We start from the raw sequence: 16,219 nt of genomic DNA, 5'->3' as shown, positions 1-16,219 counted from the left end.
GCAGGAGCCTGCACGATAGCCGCGCCGAAGTCGCAGGTCAGGCCGCCACGAGCCGGTCACGGGACCGGTGGGACGGGTGGTGCCGGTGAGCCGCCACGGCCCCGCGTGCGTAGGGTGCCGGGTCGTGGCCGAGAGCGCACCGCAGAACCTGGTCTGGATCGACTGCGAGATGACCGGGCTGGACCTGACCCGGGACAAGCTGATCGAGGTGGCCGTCGTCGTCACCGACTCGCAGCTGAACGTCCTGGACCCCGGCCTCGACGTGATCATCCACGCCGACGACGCCGCGCTGGACGGGATGCTCGACGTGGTCACCGAGATGCACGCCAAGTCGGGGCTGACCGAGGCGGTGCGCGCCTCGACGGTGACCCTGGCCGAGGCCGAGGAGCAGGTGCTCGCCTACGTGAAGCGGTTCGTCCCCGAGCGGCGCACCGCACCGCTGTGCGGCAACTCGATCGGTACCGACCGCGGCTTCCTGGCCCGGGACATGCCGACGCTGGACGACCACCTGCACTACCGGATGATCGACGTCTCCTCGATCAAGGAGCTGGCCCGCCGCTGGTTCCCCCGGGTGTACTTCGCCCAGCCGCAGAAGGGGCTGGCCCACCGGGCGCTGGCCGACATCATCGAGTCGATCCGCGAGCTCGCCTTCTACCGCCGGACCTTGTTCGTCGCCGAGCCGGGGCCGAGCAGCGACGAGGCCCAGGCGGCATCCGCGCAGGTCGTCGAGGTGTTCGCGGGCGTGCTGGCGGCCGGTGCGGCCGACGGCGCGGCCCCGGGCGACCAGCCCCCGGCAGCGGGCTGAACGACTCCGGTATCGTTGCCCCGGCTCGCCCCGCTCGGGGCGGGCGATGGTGGGTGTAGCTCAGCTGGTAGAGCGCCAGGTTGTGATCCTGGATGTCGCGGGTTCAAGTCCCGTCACTCACCCCACTCGGCAGAGGGCTCTGGTCAGGCGACTGACCAGAGCCCTCTGCCGTTCCCCCGCCCGATGACGGTGCGTGCCAGCCGAACGACCAGCAGCACTGCGACCGAGCCGACCACGAGCCGCGCCTCTCGTAGTCTCCTGGCCAGCCGGTGTCCGTCTCCGGTCCAGGCACGCCTGGGCCGCGGCCGGGCAGCGGCGATCGTCACGGAGCGGCGGTCCCCGGCCTGACCGGACGGCGCCCCGCGCAGGACACGGGCCCATCCGGCCGAGGGGAGGCAGGGCATGACGGAGCGGACCCCCGTCCCTGTCCGGACCCCTGCGGCACCACCGGCCGACCGGGTCACCGCGCTGCAACGCGAGGCGACGATCGCCGGGCGCCTCCTGGTCATCGGGCTGGCCGCCGTGGGCGCCATCTGGCTGGTGCTGCAGGTCCAGTTCGTCGCGGCCGCGGCGATGCTGGGTCTCGCCCAGGTGGCGATGCTGTGGCCGATCGCCCAACGGCTGCGGCGACACGGTGTGCCGGCCGTGCTGGCCGCCGTCGTCTGCGTGCTGGCCTACCTGGCCTTCTTCGTGAGCGTCCTGTTCCTCCTCGTCCTGCAGCTGATCGGCGCCTGGCCCGGCCTCGTCGCAGCCGGGACCGACGCCGTCGACTCGATCTCCGCATGGGCCCAGGACCGCACGGACGACCTCGACAACGCGGGGCTCGACCAGGTCCTCGACCAGCTGGAGTCGTCCGTGGGGACGGCCATGAGCGGCCTCGGTGGAGCTGCGGCCCAGGGGCTGAACGCGGCGGGCAACGTGGCCACCGTCCTGGTCATCGCACTGTTCTTCACCCTCTTCGCCCTCACCAGCGGTGACCGGTTGTGGCGGCAGTTCGTCCGGGTGCTCCCACCGGGACGCCGGGCGCCCACCGACGCCGCCTTCCGGGCCGGCATGCGCACGGCCGGTGCGTGGTTCTACGCGGCCACCGCCACCGGGCTCATCGACGGCGTGCTCATCGGCTTCGGGCTGTGGGTGCTCGACGTCCCGCTGGCCCTGCCGATCGGCGCGCTGACCTTCCTGCTCGGCTACGTCCCCCTCGTGGGGGCCACCATCGCGGGCGCGGTGGCGGTGGCCGTGGCCGGGGTCACCGGAGGGGTGACCCCGGCGCTGTGGGCACTGCTGATCGTGGTCGTCGTGCAGCAGATCGAGGGCAACGTGCTGGCGCCCCTGCTGCTCTCCCGCGCGATCGCCTTCCACCCGCTTGTCGTCCTGCTCCTGACGACGGCAGCCGCCTCGGCGTTCGGCCTGCTGGGGCTGTTCCTCGCGGTGCCGGTGGCCGGAGTGCTCGCGGCCACGGTGCAGGGCTGGCGGCGGGAGGTGCGTCGTCCGGCGGACGAGCGGCCGGACGAGGACCACGACACGGTCGACCCGCCGGACGACGGCAGCCCGGTGGGCGCGCACGCGGGGACACCCGACACCTGACCCGGCCGGGCACCGCGCGATGGGAGAAGCTCCCCGGGTGCCGTTCGACCCACCCCCGCTGACCGTCCGCCGCGCCGACGACCAGTGCTGGGAGGTGGTCGAGCCGCTGGTCTACCGCGGGCGCCGGGACGTGTTCGTCGTCCCGGCCGGCTTCCGCACCGACTTCGCGTCGGTGCCCCGCGCGGTGGTGTGGCTCTTCCCGCGCTTCGGCCGGTTCACCCTGGCGGCCGTGCTGCACGACTGGCTGGTGACCGAGGGCCTCGACAGCCGTGTGCTCGGCCCCCGGGACGCCGACGGGCTGTTCCGCCGGGTGCTGCGCGAGGTGGGGGTGCCGCCGGTGCGCCGCTGGCTGATGTGGACCGGCGTCCGCTGGGGCGCGGTGGTGAACCCGGCGCGCCGCGCGGGCTGGTGGCGCGACTCGCCCCGGGTGCTCGCCCTCTCGGTGCTGGCGGCACCGCTGGTGGTGCCACCGGCGGTGGTGGTCTCCCTGGCGCTGGCGGTCTACACCGTCGTCGAGGTCGCGGTGTGCGCACTCGTGCCCGGCGTCGGCCGCGGGGAGGACCGCGGGATGCGCCTGTAGACGACGAGCGGCCGGGCCCCGCGGGGCCCGGCCGCTCGTCGGACGGAACTGGTCAGGAGAGCGCGGAGCCCGCCTGCCACTCCTCCCACGGGATGGCCCAGTCGTAGATGTCGCCGTCGGCCGCGGAGAGCATCGGGCCGATGGAGTTCACGACCTCGACGACGTCGCCGGGCTGGGAGAAGTCGTAGAACCACTTCGCCCGGTCGGTGGAGAGGTTGATGCAGCCGTGCGAGACGTTCGCCGAGCCCTGGTCGGCCACCGACCACGGCGCGGCGTGCACGAACTCGCCGTTGTTGGAGATGCGCGTCGCGTACTCCACGTCGGTGCGGTAGCCACCGGGGGCGTCGACGGCGAGACCGAAGGTCGAGGAGTCCATGGTGATGTCGGCGAACTTCTCCAGCACCACGTGCGCGCCGTTGCGGGTCGGGTTCTCGCTGCTGCCGGCGCTCATCGGCCAGCTCTGCACCTGCTGGTCGCCGTCGTACACGGTCAGCGTGTGCGCGCCGGCGTCGGCGACGGAGACGTGCCTGGCGCCGATGGAGAAGGAGATCGTGCGGTCCTTCTCGCCCCAGACGCCCTCGCCGAAGTCGACGCCGTACAGGTCGGCGTGCAGCGTGACGTCGGTGTTCGCCGGCCAGTACGTCGACGGGCGGAAGTGCACCTCGTCGTCGCGCACCCAGTTCCACACGCCGTCGGTCGGGGTCGAGCTCTCGACGAGCAGGTGGCTCTCCACCGCTGCCTTGTCGGCCACCGGGTCCTCGAAGAACACCCGGATCGGCATGCCGACGCCGACGGTGGTGCCGTCGAGCGGGCCGATGCCCGGGGTGGACAGCGTCGCGGGGCTGACCGTGGTGAAGGTGCTGGTGGCCGTGGTCTCCGCGTCGTCGGCGTTGATGGCCGTGGCGGTCACCGTGTAGCTCGTGCCGTAGGCCAGCGGCTCCTCCGGCGTCCACAGCTGGGCGGCCGGGTCGTCCGCGGCGGGCTCCACCGCGCCGGCCACGGGCGTGCCGTCGGCGGTGACCACCGTGACGTCGGAGAGCTCACCGGCGGCGACGGTCAGCTGCACCGGCGTGGTGGGCGGCAGGTCGGTGGCGCCGTCGGCGACGCTCAGGGAGACCTCGGCCGGCGCGGCCGACGACGGCGCCGCCGCCTCCCCCGACCCATCGGACGCCCCCTGACAGCCGACCAGCAGCACGAGCACCGCTGCGACGAGCACTGCGGCGATCCGTCTCGCCTGGCGCTGACCCACGAAGACCTGCCCTCTCCCGGCGCACGCCCACCCGGGACCCTCCCGGGGCGCCGCGCACCTCGATCCAGTGTCCACCCCGGGGCTGACAGTCAGGTGTGAGCAGCGGCATGCCGCCCCGACTGCTGGTCGACGGCGGACCGCGTGTAGAGTTCTCCATCGTTGCCCGGCCACGCCGCGCGACACGCGCCATTAGCTCAATTGGCAGAGCAGCTGACTCTTAATCAGCGGGTTCGGGGTTCGAGTCCCTGATGGCGCACCATCCACCACGAAGCGGCTCCGTCCTCCGGGACGGGGTCGCTTCGTCGTTCTCGGGGTGCCGGGCGGCAGCGACGCCGCGATCCGGATCCGGACGGCCTCGGCCGGGAGGGCGGCGGTCCGCGGCAGCGGGGCGACTCCCCCAGCCAGCCGGCTCGACCGATGGAGCCTGGCCCCGGGAGCCACGGCTCGACGAACCCGCCGGCGGGAGATCACCGGGTCAGCAGGTGCCCAGCATCCTGATGGAGCGGCTGGAGCCCACCGCCGACCAGGCGTTCACGGCACTGGCCCAGGTGTCGATGGAGACCGACACCGAGGTCCGCGACATCGCCGAACGGTTCATCCGGACCGGGGAGCTGCGCCCCGAGTGAGCGGGCGGGGCACAGTGGAGGGCGTGACCGCACCCTCGAACTCCCCCGCCGACCTGGGCGCCGCCCGCGCCCGCGAGTACCTGCAGCTGGTCGAGGCCGGCCGCTCCGACGACGCCGAGCGGCTGCTCGCCGGCCTGACCGACACCCGCGAGCTCGTGTACGTCGGCGCCGCCTTCACCGTCCTGGCCCGCCAGGTCGGGCGCACCCTCCCGACCGCCATGCGCGCCCAGGCGAGCACCCGGCAGGTGCTCCTCGGCCAGCTGCGCGACCGCAACCGCGGCGACGTCGAGGGGCTGCGGGGCTGGCTGCGCAGCGCCGCCGAGGAGGTCCGCACGGTCGAGCAGCTGGCCGAGGCGGCCCGGCAGCAGCTGGGCTCAGCGGGCTGAGCCGCCCACCGACGTACGGCCCAGCGCGGTGGCCAGCGGCAGCGCCGCGGTCAGCATTGCGGCGATGAGCACGTAGGTCCAGGGCAGCCCCACCCCGGCGGCGACCGCCCCGACCAGCAGCGCCCCGGTCGCCGTCCCGCTGTCGTAGCAGGCGTTCCACACCGCGCTCACCGTGGCGGCCGGCCCGCTGCCGGCGCGCGCCAGCGCGACCACCAGCGTCAGGTTCTGCACCGCGCCGTAGGTGACGCCGAGCAGCAGCGAGCCGCCCAGCACCAGGCCCGCGCCACCCGCACCGCCGGCCACCAGCCCCCAGGCGATGAGCAGCAGCCCGGCCACGCCGGCCGCGAGCGTGCCGGGCAACAACGCCCGGGCGCCCAGCCGGTCGACCAGCACCCCCACCCGCCACCGGGCGAGCCCGCTGGTCAGGCCGTAGCAGAGCAGCGCCACCGGGGCGAGGGCCCCGTCGGGCCGCTCGATCGGCAGGAAGGTGAAGAACCCGGCCGCGGCGAAGGTGACCACCAGCAGCACCAGCGACGGCGCCACGGCGGCCCGCACCGCCCGGCGGGCGGATCCCGGCCGGGTGCTCGGCTGCTCGACCACCGCCATCGCCCGCCCGAGGGCGGGCACGAAGACGCAGGCGAGCGCGGGGGCGGCGGCCAGCGCGGCCACCCACCCGAAGTGGCCGGCCAGGGTGAGCGCGGTGCCGCCGGGCACCGCGCCGAGCATCGGGACGGCGATCGCCAGCCCGTAGAGCCCGATCGACTCCCCGCGGCGGTCGGGCGGCACGACCTGCGCGGCGATCGTCGAGCCGAGCACGGTGACCACCGCGAACCCCACGCCCCGGACGGCGGAGACGGCGGCGAACCAGCCCAGGTCGTCGGACAGCAGGTAGAGCGGCGAGGGCAGCCCGAGGGCGAGCAGCCCGCCGGTGAGCACCGGGGCGACCCCGAGCCGGTTCACCAGCGCCGGCACCGCCAGCTGGCCCAGCACGGTCACGCCCAGGAACACCGTGGTGACCGAGCCGGCGGCGGTGAGCCCGTGACCCAGCGCCGCGGCGTGCGCCGGCAGCGCCGAGAGCAGCAGCGAGTAGCTGAGGAAGGCCAGCAGGTTCGCGGCGAACAGCGACCGGACGGCCGGGATCTGCCACAACGACGTCCGGTCCCGGGCCGTCGCCATCGCCGGTCTCCCCCCGCTGGTCACACCGCGGGTGGTTCCCTACGGTCGGTGCATGGACTCCACGCCCAGCATCCCCGCGACCACCAGCATCGTCGTCATGGGGGTCTCCGGCTCCGGCAAGTCGACCATCGCGACCGAGCTCGCCCGCCGGCTGCAGTGGGAGTTCATCGAGGGTGACGACCTGCACCCGCCGGAGAACGTCGAGAAGATGCGCAGCGGCACCCCGCTCGACGACGAGGACCGCTGGCCCTGGCTGCGCCGCATCGCCGGGCTGATCAGCGAGCACGAGGCCGCCGGGACGTCGTTCATCCTCACCTGCTCGGCGCTCAAGCGCAGCTACCGCGACGTGCTCTGCGAGGGCAACCCGTCGGTCTGGTTCGCGCACGCGGACACCTCCGAGGAGGTGCTGACCGAGCGGCTGGCCAAGCGCCAGGGGCACTACATGCCGCCGAGCCTGCTGCGCAGCCAGCTGGACACCCTGCAGCCGCTCGCCGACGACGAGCCGGGCGCCGTCGTCCCCGGCGAGGGCTCGGTGGAGGAGACGGTGGGCGGCTTCCTCGCCGAGCTGTGCGACGAGCGGAAGATCCAGCTGCCCTGACGCTGGTCGGCCCACCGGCCGACGGTCAACCCATGTGCGGGTAGCGGTGGTCGGTCGCCGGGACGAACGTCTCCTTGAGCGCCCGGGTCGACGTCCAGCGCAGCAGGTTCTGCTTCGCACCCGCCTTGTCGTTGGTGCCCGAACCGCGGCCGCCGCCGAAGGGCTGCTGGCCGACGACGGCGCCGGTGGGCTTGTCGTTGACGTAGAAGTTGCCGGCCGCGTGCCGCAGGACGCGCTGCGCGTGGGCGATCGCCGTCCGGTCCTGGGCGATGACCGCACCGGTCAGGGCGTAGGGCGCCACCGACTCCATCTGGGTGAGCACGGTGTCGTAGTCGGCGTCGTCGAAGACGTGCACCGCCAGCACCGGGCCGAAGTACTCGGTGGTGAAGACCTCGTGCCCGGGGTCGGTGCCCTCGATGACCGTCGGCCGCACGAAGAAGCCCTCGCTGTCGTCCGCCGTCCCGCCGGCGACGACGGAGAGCGCGTCGTCGTCCTCGGCCGACTCGAGCACCTTCGACAGCTTGGTGAACGACTTCCGGTCGATGACCGCGCCCATGAAGTTCGAGAAGTCGGTGACGTCGCCCATCGGGATCTCCTCGACGGTGCCGATCAGGTCGTCGCGGATCCGGGTCCAGAGGCTGCGCGGCACGTAGGCCCGCGACGCCGCCGAGCACTTCTGCCCCTGGTACTCGAAGGAACCGCGGATCATCGCGGTGCGCAGCACGTCGGGGTCGGCGGAGGGGTGCGCGACGATGAAGTCCTTGCCGCCGGTCTCCCCCACCAGCCGCGGGTAGCCGCGGTAGGCGGCGATGTTCTCCCCGACCGTCCGCCACAGGTGCTGGAACACCGGGGTGGAGCCGGTGAAGTGGATGCCGGCCAGGTCGCGGTCGGCGAGCACGACGTCGGAGACGGCGACGCCGTCGCCGGGCAGCATGTTGATCACGCCCGGCGGCAGGCCGGCGGCCTCGAGCAGCCGCATCGTGTACCAGGCGGCCAGCTGCTGGGTCGGGGCCGGCTTCCAGACCACCGTGTTGCCCATGAGCGCCGGTGCGGTGGGCAGGTTGCCGGCGATCGCGGTGAAGTTGAACGGCGTGATCGCGTAGACGAAGCCCTCCAGCGGGCGGTGGTCGACGCGGTTCCACACCCCGGGCGCCGACACCGGCTGCTCGGCGAGGATCTCCCGGGCGAAGTGCACGTTGTAGCGCCAGAAGTCGATCAGCTCGCAGGCGGAGTCGATCTCGGCCTGGTAGGCGGTCTTGCTCTGCCCCAGCATCGTGGCGGCGTTGAGCGTCTGCCGCCACGGCCCGGCCAGCAGGTCGGCGGCCTTGAAGAACACCGCGGCCCGGTCGTCGAACGACAGCTCCGACCAGCCGGGGGCGGCGTCCTTGGCGCAGCGCACCGCCTCCTGGGCGTCCGCGGTGGTGGCGGTGGCCGACGTCCCGAGCACCTGGGCGTGCCGGTGCGGGGCGACGACGTCGAAGCGGTCGCCGCCGGCCATCCGCTGGACACCGCCGATGGTGGCGGTGAGCTCGACCGGTGCGGCGGCGAGCTCGGTGAGCCGCTGCTGGAGGGCGGCCCGCTCCGGCGAGCCGGGGGCGTGGTCGCCGACCGGCTCGTTGCGCGGCGCGGGGACCTGGGTGACGGCGTCCATGCGGTGCTCCTCAAGAGGGGCAGAGATGGCCATCTCTGCCCGGGGATCGGTCAGGAACGGGTGGCGAGGGAGCGGAGGAAGAACTGCAGGTTGGCCGGGCGCTCGGCCAGGCGGCGCATGAAGTAGCCGTACCAGTCGGCGCCGTAGGGGACGTAGGCCCGGACGGTGTGGCCGGCGGCGGCCAGCCGGGTCTGCTCGTCGGGGCGGATGCCGTAGAGCAGCTGGAACTCGTAGCCGTCGCGGCTCCGCCCGGTCTCGGCGACCAGCTCCAGGAACCGGGCGATCAGCGCCGGGTCGTGGGTGCCGGCCATCGGGTACCCGTCGCCCCGGACCAGGGTCTCCAGGCAGCGGGTGTAGGCCGCGTCGACGGCGGCCTTCTCCTGGTGCGCCACGGCTGCCGGTTCGCGGTACGCGCCCTTGACCAGCCGTACCCGGGAGCCGGGGGTGGCCAGCGCGCGGGCGTCGTCCTCGGTGCGGTGCAGCATCGCCTGCAGCACCGCACCGGTGTCCGGGTGGTCGCGGCGCAGCTCGGCCAGCACGCCGAGCGTGGAGTCGACGGTGCGGGCCTCCTCCATGTCGAGGGTGACCGTGGTGCCCAGCGCCGAGGCCGCCTCGACCACCGGGCGCACCAGCTCGCATGCGACGTCGTCGCCACCGGCCGGCAGCGCCTGGCCGAAGGCCGACAGCTTCACCGACACCTCCGCCCGCCGGCCGAGGCGGAGGGGCGCCAGCCCCTCCAGGGCGGCGAGGTAGGCGTCCCGGGTCCGCTGCGCCTCGCGGCGGTCGGTGACGTCCTCGCCGAGGTGGTCCAGGGTCACCGCCAGGCCCTGGCCGGTGAGGGTCCGGACGACGTCGAGCACCTCGGACAGGCTCTCCCCGGCCACGAACCGGTCGACGACGCGCCGGGTGACCGGCGTGCCGGTGACCACCCGGCGCAGACCGGGGCGCCGTGCCGCGGCCAGCAGTGCCTTCGAGGTGAGCACGAGCGCCTCCGGGACGTGTGAGCCGGACACCGTGGTGTGACCCACGACGCTAGGGACCGCGCCCCACCCGCACCAGCGACAGACGTAGGGAATCCGGCGGCCCGCTTCATACGATCGTCTGAACGGCGGGAGGAGTCCGGTGCGCGACGACCTGCAGGACCTGGTGGACGAGGTCTCCCGGGTGCTGGCCGCCCCGGCGACCCTGGAGGACCGCGACTTCACGCTGCTCGCCTTCTGCGCGCACGGGGACGACGGCAGCGACGGCGTGATGGACGCCGTCCGCACCCGTTCGATCCTCGGCCGCGGCTCCACCCCGCAGGTCCGCGCCCGGTTCGAGGAGCACGGCATCACCACCGCGACCGGCCCGCTGCGGATCCCGGCCGACCCGGCCGCCGGCATCCTCACCCGGCTGTGCCTGCCGGTGCGCTCCGGCGACCGGCTGCACGGGTGGCTGTGGCTGCTGGACGGCGGCCGCACCGACGTCACCGATCCCCGCGCGCCGGGGCTCGTCGAGGCGCTGGAACTGGCCGCGGAGGCCGGGCGGCTGCTCGCGGGCGCCGGCCCGGGGACGGCGGAGCTGTCCACCGCGCTGCAGGCGGCGCTCACCACCGCCGCTCCCCACCGGGCGGTACGCCGCCTGGCCGAGGCCGTGGGCCCGGGCACGGCGGTCACGCTGGTGGCGCTGCGCCCGGGCGCGGCCGGGCTGCCCGGTGGCTGGACGGCGCCCGGCGCCGGGGCGGTGAGCACGGTGCTCGACGGCGGCGCGCTGGTCGCCGTCCTGCTCGCCCTCCCCGGGGACGGCGACCCGCGGGCGGCGGGCGCGCTGAGCGCAGCCGCGCTGGCCGGCCTGCCCCCGGGGAGCACCGCGGGGGTGGCCGCGCCGCGGACCGGGTGCGCCGAGCTGGCCGGACAGTGGCGGGAGGCCCGGATCGCGGCGCGGGTCGCGACGGTCGACCCACGCTTCTCCCCCGCCGCGTCCTGGGCCGAGCTCGGCGCCTGGCGGCAGGTGGCCGCGCTGCCCGGCCCGGACCCGGCGCTGGCCCCGCTGCTGGGCGACCCGGTGCTCACCGCGACCGCCGCGGCGTGGCTGGACTGCGCCGCCAGCCCGCAGCGCGCAGCCGCCCGGCTGTGCGTACACCGGCAGACGCTCTACTACCGGCTCGGCCGGATCGAGCAGCTCACCGGGCTGGACCTCAGCGACGGCGCGGACCGGCTGCTGCTGCACCTCGGCGTGCGCGCCGCCCAGTTGGTGGAGGCAACGACGCCGGCGCCGGCCCGTCGTGCCCGTGACCTACCCTGAACGCGGTGACCGACGACCTCGACGTGCTGCGCCGGCTGCGCACCGGGACCGCGGCCGAGCACCGCGCCGTCGAGGAGGCCCTGGACCTGCTCGACCCGCAGTTGACCCGCGCGCGCCTGGTCACCGCCCTCACCCGGATGCACGGGTTCTGGCGTGCCGCCGAGGCCGGCCTGGACGCCTGGGCGGTGGCCGAGCCGGCCGAGGCAGCCCGGGTCGAGTGGTCCCGGCGGCGGCGCTCGCACCTGTTCGCCGCCGACCTGACCGCCCTGGGCGCCCCGCCCGCCGAGCCACCGGCGCAGCCCGATCTGCCCGCCGTCGCCGGCACCGACGTCGCGCTGGGCCGGCTGTACGTGCTGGAGGGCTCCTCGCTGGGCGGGGTGTTCATCGACCGGCACCTGGCCACGCTGCCGCAGCTGGCGGCGCCCGGGGTGCTGCGGGCGTTCACGCCGTACGGCGCCGACACCGGCGCGATGTGGCACGCCTTCCGCACGGTGACGCGCGAGCGGGTCGCCGCCGGGGGCGACGCCGGTCGCCTGGTGGCCTCGGCGCGGGAGACCTTCGCCGCACTCGCGGTCTGGTGCGGCGCGGACTCCGCCGACCGGGGAGACTCGGCCGCAGCGCTGCCGCGGGGGCACGTCCGAGGGAGCGAGGTCACTCCATGACCGACCAGGTGCAGGCCGGCCCGTGGCTGGCGCCGGGGGAACCGGTCGACCTGAGCAACTGCGAGCGCGAGCCCATCCACGTCCCCGGGAGCGTCCAGCCGCGCGGCGTCCTGCTGGCGGTGAGCGAGCCCGACATGGTCGTGCGGCAGGTCTCGCGCAACCTCGCCGACGTCGTCGGCACGGCCTGGGACGACGCACTGGGCCGCCCGCTGACCGAGGTGCTCGGGGTGACCGCCGCCGAGGCGGTGGCCCGGTCCGCCAGTGCGTTCGGTGACCTGCGCGAGCGCAACCCGGTCGAGCTGGTCCTCGACCGCGACGGCAGCCCCTGCCCGGTCGACGCGATCCTGCACCGGGCGGCGCACGCCGCGGAGGACGTCGTCGTCCTGCGGAGCGCCGACGGCCCGCCGCTGAGCGGGCAGACCACGGGGACGGTGGTGGCCACCACGCTGGTGGTGGAGCTGGAACCGGCCTCCGGCCCGCGGCCGTTCTCCTTCCCGAACACCTACCAGGCGGTGCGCGGCACGATCGCCGACCTCAACCGGGCCACGTCGCTGCAGGAGCTGTACGAGATCACGGCCGAGGCGGTGCGCGGGCTCACCGGCTTCGACCGGGTGATGGTCTACCGCTACGACGCCGACTACAACGGCGAGGTCGTCGCCGAGGCGAAGCTGCCGGGGCTGAACTCCTTCCTCGGCCTGCACTACCCGGCCTCGGACATCCCGGCCCAGGCGCGGGCGCTGTACGAGAAGAACTGGATCCGGCTGATCGACGACGTCGACTACACGCCGTCGCCGCTGGAGCCGGTCGACCTGCCGGCCACCGGCCGACCCCTGGACCTGACCTTCTCCACGCTGCGCAGCGTCTCGCCGATCCACTGCGAGTACCTCCGGAACATGGGCGTGCGCGCCTCGATGTCGATCTCGCTGCTGCGTGACGAGAAGCTGTGGGGCCTGATCGCCTGCCACCACTACGCCGGTCCGCACTCCCCGCCCTACGCGACCCGCGCGGCCGCCGAGTTCCTCGGTTCGGCGCTGTCACTGCGACTGGTCGACCGCGCGCAGGACGAGGAGCACCGGCGTGCCCTGCAGGTCCGCTCGACGATGGCCTGGCTGACCGCCGCGGCGCTGGACGAGGAGCGCCCGCTGGCCGAGGCACTGCTGGGCCGGCCCGGGCTGCTCGACGTCGTCCCGGCCGACTCGGTCGTGCTGAGCCTGCAGGGCACCACGGGCGCCGCGGGGGTGCCGCTGCCGGCCGACGTGGTCACCACGCTGGCGCGGTGGGCGGCCGACCAGGGCGATGACGTGGTGAGCACCGACCGGCTGCCGCTGGACGCCCCACAGCTGGCCGTTCCCGCGGAGCTGGCCTGCGGGCTGCTCGCCATCCCGCTGCCGGAGGGCCAGTACGTGATCTGGACCCGGTCGGAGCAGGTGCACTCGGTCGACTGGGGCGGCGACCCGCACAACAAGGCCATCGCCGAGCGGGAGGGCGACGCGATCCGGCTCTCGCCACGGAAGTCCTTCGACCGCTGGCGTGAGGTGGTCCGCAACCGCTCGGAGCCGTGGACGCCCGCCGAGTGCACCGAGGTCGGCGACCTGCGCACGAACCTGCTGGAGGCGCTCTACGCGCGCAGCCGGCGGGTGGCCCGCACGGCGCTCACCCTGCAGCGCAGTCTGCTGTCCGAGCCGCCGTCCCTCGACCACCTCGACCTCGCCGTCCGCTACGAGCCGGCCGCCCGCGAGGCCCAGGTCGGTGGCGACTGGTACGACGTGTTCCAGCAGCCCGACGGCAGCACGATGCTGGTGATCGGCGACGTCGTCGGCCACGACACCGAGGCCGCGGCCTGCATGGGGCAGCTGCGCGGGCTGCTGCGCGGCATCGCCTTCGACAGCGCGGAGACCCCCGCCGAGGTGCTCAGCCGGCTCGACCGCGCCATCGAGGGGCTGCAGCTGAGGACGATGGCCTCGGTGCTGGTGGCCCGGCTGGAGCAGACCCCCCAGGAACGCGACGCGGGGCTCACCCGGCTGCGCTGGTCCAACGCGGGCCACCTGCCCCCGGTCGTGCAGGACCCGGACGGCGTGGTGCAGGTGCTCGACGGCCCGCACCCGGAGCTGCTGCTGGGCGTCTCCCCCGGCGCCCCCCGCCGCGAGCACGTCACCACAGTGGCGCGCGGGTCGACCGTCGTCCTCTACACCGACGGCCTGGTCGAGCGCCGTGACCAGGTGTTCGACGAGGGCGTCGAGCGGCTCCGTGCCGAACTCGCCACCCTCGGCGGGCGGCCGGTCGCCGACATCTCCGACGCGCTGATCACCCGGCTGCTGCCGCACGGCGCCGAGGACGACGTCGCCCTGATCACCGTCCGGCTCAACGAGCAGCCCGGCTGACGCCGGGCCCCCTCGTCAGCGGTCGGTGAACCGGGCGTCGAGGCCGTCGTCGTTGCCGCCGCCACTCCCGTCGGCCGGCAGCGGCGCGTCGTCAGCGGCCGCCGCGGCGACCTCGGGCCGGTCCTCCACCGCGGGCTCGGCCGGGCGGTCGTCGGGCTGCCCGAGGGCCGCCAGGACCTCCTGCTCGCCCGCGCCGAGCGGTGGGTGGCTGCTCTCGCCCGGCTCCCCCTCGTCGTTGCCGGTGGCCATCGCGGTGTCGGGCAGGGACGGGTCTGAGCTGTACGGGTCGGGGCTCATGCGCCCGTCGTACCTGGAACGGCCGGCGGGCAAACCGTCCGGGCGCTAGGCCGGCGGGACCAGGTCGGCGAAGACGACGGTGTTGTCGCGGTAGCTGCCGGCCCGCTGGTCGAAGGTCCCCCCGCAGGTGATGACCCGCAGGCCCGCGTGGTCGAGGTCGCCGTAGACGGCCGCGGTGGGGAAGCTGTCCTTGTCGTACTGCCCGACCTCGCGCACGCGGAAGACAGCGGTGCTGCCGTCGGTGCGGAGGACGCTGATCTCGTCACCGGGCACGACGTCCCGCAGGTCGGCGAAGACACCGGGCGCCCCGCCCCAGTCGACGTGGCCGGCCAGCACGGCGGGGCCCCGCTCGCCCGGGGTCGGCGCCCCGGTGAACCAGCCGGCCGGGAACCCGGCGGCGGGGACCTCCATGGTGCCGTCGTCCTGCAGCCCCAGGTCGATCAGCTCCGAGTCCACGCCGATCGCCGGGATCCGCACCCGCACCGGCGCGGACTCCGGCAGCACGGCGGGCAGGGCGGAGCCGTCGGCGCCGGCCGACGGCGCGGTCACCGCCGGCTCGGCCACGGGCACGCTCGTCGACGCCCCACCGGCGCAGCCGGTCGCCCCGAGGGTCACCAGCGTGGCCAGTGCGGCCAGCCGCGACCGGGCCGACCGCCGAGCGCCCGGTCGGGGCAGGACCGTCACGCGTCCGGAGGTCACGGCGTGCGGAACGGTTGCTCCCCGCCGGTGCTGCCGTCGCCGGTGTCCACCGAACCGACCGGCACCCGGCCGACCTGGCCGTAGGTGGTCGGCCGGTCAGCGGTCCCGGCACCGCTCGTGCCCCGGTCACCGTTGCCGTCGCCAGCACCATCGCCGTCACCAGCACCATCGCCGTCACCAGCACCAGCACCATCGCCATCGCCATCGCCATCGCCATCGCCGTCGTCGCCGCTGCCGGTGGGCGTGGCCGGGGTGGTGACCGGGGCGGATGTCGGGGCCGTGGGGGTGGGCGTCGGCGTGGGGCTGGGCGTCGGCGTCGGCGTCGGCGTCGGGCTGGGCGTCGGCGTGACGGGGGGCGAGCAGCCGGGGCGGGTGATGACGTTGCTGTCCAGCGTCACCTGCCCGTCCCGGGCCAGCACCCGGCCCTCCACCGTCGCAGCGGTGGCGAGGGTGATGCTGGTCATCGCCAGGAGGGTGCCGCGGAAGTCGGAGGCCGTGCCCAGCGTGGCGGATCTGCCGACCTGCCAGTAGACGTTGCAGGCCTGCGCGCCGTTGAGCAGCACGACGCTGCTGCCCGATGCCGTGGTCAGCGTCGAGCCGGCCTGGAACACGAACACCGCGTCGGGGTCACCGGCGGCGTCCAGGGTCAGCTGCCCGCTCAGCCCGAGGGACGAGGCGGAGTTGTAGACCCCGGGGGTCAGCGAGAGCCCGGCGAGGTCGGCGGCCACCGCAGTGGGCGGCCCCTGCCCGGCGGCGTCGTCGTAGGCGGTGACGAGGTCGGACTTCGCGCCCTGCGTGACGGCGTCCCCGGCGTGGTTCGTGCCGCTCAGCACGATGCTCGCGTCGCCGGTGACCGTGGTCGTGGGGAAGGTGCCGATGTCACCGGCGATGGTGGTCGGGCCGGTGTTCGTGATGCCCGCCCCGGCCAGCACCGCGAAGCCGTCGGCGGTGCCCAGCGGGACGGCGGTGGAGGCGGCCTGGGCGGTGCCGGTCAGGGACGCCACGAGGCCGGCCGCGGAGACCACCACCAGGGTCGTGGCGGCGGCACCGAACCGACGGCGCCGACGGGCCGGGGTCGAGTGGGGGGGACGGGTCAGGACCGACGTCATGTCGGCGCTCCTGTCTCCGGCGCCGAGCGCCGGGCTGGCGGTGCGCTGAAGACGACACCGGCGCGACTGCCGGAGTTCGAGGAGTCCTCGGTGCCCGACCGTAGCACCCTTCGTAGTCATGCAACCACTCAAA

Annotated in this window: 16 protein-coding genes and 2 tRNA genes; 11 read left to right on the top strand and 7 right to left on the bottom strand. The window is 74.8% G+C overall.

Features of this window, described 5'->3' with window-relative positions; genetic code table 11:
• Positions 1-124: 124 nt before the first annotated feature.
• The 4 genes from orn (at position 125) to ACI795_RS04330 (ending at position 2,969) form a co-directional block, all read left to right on the top strand.
• Positions 125-805: an oligoribonuclease gene (orn, locus tag ACI795_RS04345; RefSeq protein ID WP_457073989.1), complete on the top strand. Its 681-nt coding sequence runs from the start codon at positions 125-127 to the stop codon at positions 803-805.
• A gap of 49 nt (positions 806-854) precedes the next feature.
• Positions 855-930 (top strand) — tRNA-His (locus ACI795_RS04340).
• A 277-nt stretch (positions 931-1,207) separates the two neighbouring features.
• Positions 1,208-2,389, top strand: coding sequence for an AI-2E family transporter (locus ACI795_RS04335; RefSeq protein ID WP_457073988.1), 1,182 nt, complete (start codon positions 1,208-1,210; stop codon positions 2,387-2,389).
• Positions 2,390-2,426: 37 nt separating this feature from the next.
• Positions 2,427-2,969 carry a DUF1353 domain-containing protein gene (locus tag ACI795_RS04330; RefSeq protein ID WP_457073987.1) on the top strand — a complete coding sequence of 181 codons (543 nt, stop codon included), beginning with the start codon at positions 2,427-2,429 and terminating at the stop codon, positions 2,967-2,969.
• 52 nt (positions 2,970-3,021) lie between these two features.
• Here ACI795_RS04330 and ACI795_RS04325 read toward each other — a convergent pair whose 3' ends face one another.
• Positions 3,022-4,185: a L,D-transpeptidase gene (locus tag ACI795_RS04325; protein WP_457073986.1), complete on the bottom strand. Its 1,164-nt coding sequence runs from the start codon at positions 4,183-4,185 to the stop codon at positions 3,022-3,024.
• Between the two features lie 216 nt (positions 4,186-4,401).
• Here ACI795_RS04325 and ACI795_RS04320 point away from each other — a divergent pair.
• From ACI795_RS04320 to ACI795_RS04310, 3 genes are all read left to right on the top strand, one after another.
• A tRNA-Lys gene (locus ACI795_RS04320) sits at positions 4,402-4,477 on the top strand.
• Positions 4,478-4,700: 223 nt separating this feature from the next.
• Positions 4,701-4,844, top strand: a complete 144-nt coding sequence (locus tag ACI795_RS04315) for an ANTAR domain-containing protein (RefSeq protein ID WP_457073985.1) — start codon at positions 4,701-4,703, stop codon at positions 4,842-4,844.
• Positions 4,845-4,867: 23 nt separating this feature from the next.
• Positions 4,868-5,230 carry a hypothetical protein gene (locus tag ACI795_RS04310; RefSeq protein WP_457073984.1) on the top strand — a complete coding sequence of 121 codons (363 nt, stop codon included), beginning with the start codon at positions 4,868-4,870 and terminating at the stop codon, positions 5,228-5,230.
• On the opposite strand, the gene ACI795_RS04305 is transcribed toward ACI795_RS04310, so the two are convergent.
• Complete coding sequence (locus tag ACI795_RS04305; protein WP_457073983.1) at positions 5,219-6,406, bottom strand: MFS transporter; 1,188 nt, start codon at positions 6,404-6,406, stop codon at positions 5,219-5,221. The two genes, ACI795_RS04310 and ACI795_RS04305, sit on opposite strands and share 12 nt — an antisense overlap.
• A 52-nt stretch (positions 6,407-6,458) precedes the next feature.
• Between ACI795_RS04305 and ACI795_RS04300 the strand changes: the two genes are divergently transcribed.
• On the top strand, positions 6,459-7,004 hold the full coding sequence (locus ACI795_RS04300; RefSeq protein WP_457073982.1) for a gluconokinase: 546 nt from the start codon (positions 6,459-6,461) through the stop codon (positions 7,002-7,004).
• 25 nt (positions 7,005-7,029) lie between these two features.
• Here ACI795_RS04300 and pruA read toward each other — a convergent pair whose 3' ends face one another.
• Both pruA and ACI795_RS04290 read right to left on the bottom strand, forming a co-directional pair.
• Positions 7,030-8,655 carry an L-glutamate gamma-semialdehyde dehydrogenase gene (pruA, locus tag ACI795_RS04295; RefSeq protein ID WP_457073981.1) on the bottom strand — a complete coding sequence of 542 codons (1,626 nt, stop codon included), beginning with the start codon at positions 8,653-8,655 and terminating at the stop codon, positions 7,030-7,032.
• Between the two features lie 50 nt (positions 8,656-8,705).
• Complete coding sequence (locus ACI795_RS04290) at positions 8,706-9,638, bottom strand: proline dehydrogenase family protein (protein WP_457073980.1); 933 nt, start codon at positions 9,636-9,638, stop codon at positions 8,706-8,708.
• Between the two features lie 139 nt (positions 9,639-9,777).
• On the opposite strand from ACI795_RS04290, the gene ACI795_RS04285 reads away from it, so the two are divergent.
• From ACI795_RS04285 to ACI795_RS04275, 3 genes are read left to right on the top strand one after another with little or no spacing between them, the layout of a single operon-like run.
• Positions 9,778-10,938: a PucR family transcriptional regulator gene (locus ACI795_RS04285; protein ID WP_457073979.1), complete on the top strand. Its 1,161-nt coding sequence runs from the start codon at positions 9,778-9,780 to the stop codon at positions 10,936-10,938.
• Between the two features lie 5 nt (positions 10,939-10,943).
• On the top strand, positions 10,944-11,600 hold the full coding sequence (locus ACI795_RS04280; protein WP_457073978.1) for a biliverdin-producing heme oxygenase: 657 nt from the start codon (positions 10,944-10,946) through the stop codon (positions 11,598-11,600).
• Positions 11,597-13,981, top strand: coding sequence for a SpoIIE family protein phosphatase (locus ACI795_RS04275; RefSeq protein ID WP_457073977.1), 2,385 nt, complete (start codon positions 11,597-11,599; stop codon positions 13,979-13,981). Before ACI795_RS04280 ends, ACI795_RS04275 begins: the two co-directional genes overlap by 4 nt.
• Positions 13,982-13,996: 15 nt before the next feature.
• On the opposite strand, the gene ACI795_RS04270 is transcribed toward ACI795_RS04275, so the two are convergent.
• From ACI795_RS04270 to ACI795_RS04260, 3 genes are read right to left on the bottom strand one after another with little or no spacing between them, the layout of a single operon-like run.
• Positions 13,997-14,278, bottom strand: coding sequence for a hypothetical protein (locus ACI795_RS04270; protein WP_457073976.1), 282 nt, complete (start codon positions 14,276-14,278; stop codon positions 13,997-13,999).
• A 45-nt stretch (positions 14,279-14,323) separates the two neighbouring features.
• Positions 14,324-14,962 carry a class F sortase gene (locus tag ACI795_RS04265; protein ID WP_457073975.1) on the bottom strand — a complete coding sequence of 213 codons (639 nt, stop codon included), beginning with the start codon at positions 14,960-14,962 and terminating at the stop codon, positions 14,324-14,326.
• Between the two features lie 11 nt (positions 14,963-14,973).
• Complete coding sequence (locus tag ACI795_RS04260; protein ID WP_457073974.1) at positions 14,974-16,086, bottom strand: ice-binding family protein; 1,113 nt, start codon at positions 16,084-16,086, stop codon at positions 14,974-14,976.
• Positions 16,087-16,219 lie beyond the last annotated feature (133 nt).

This window comes from Modestobacter sp. SYSU DS0290, from assembly GCF_054050955.1.
This window is presented reverse-complemented; position numbering and strand designations above follow the sequence as displayed.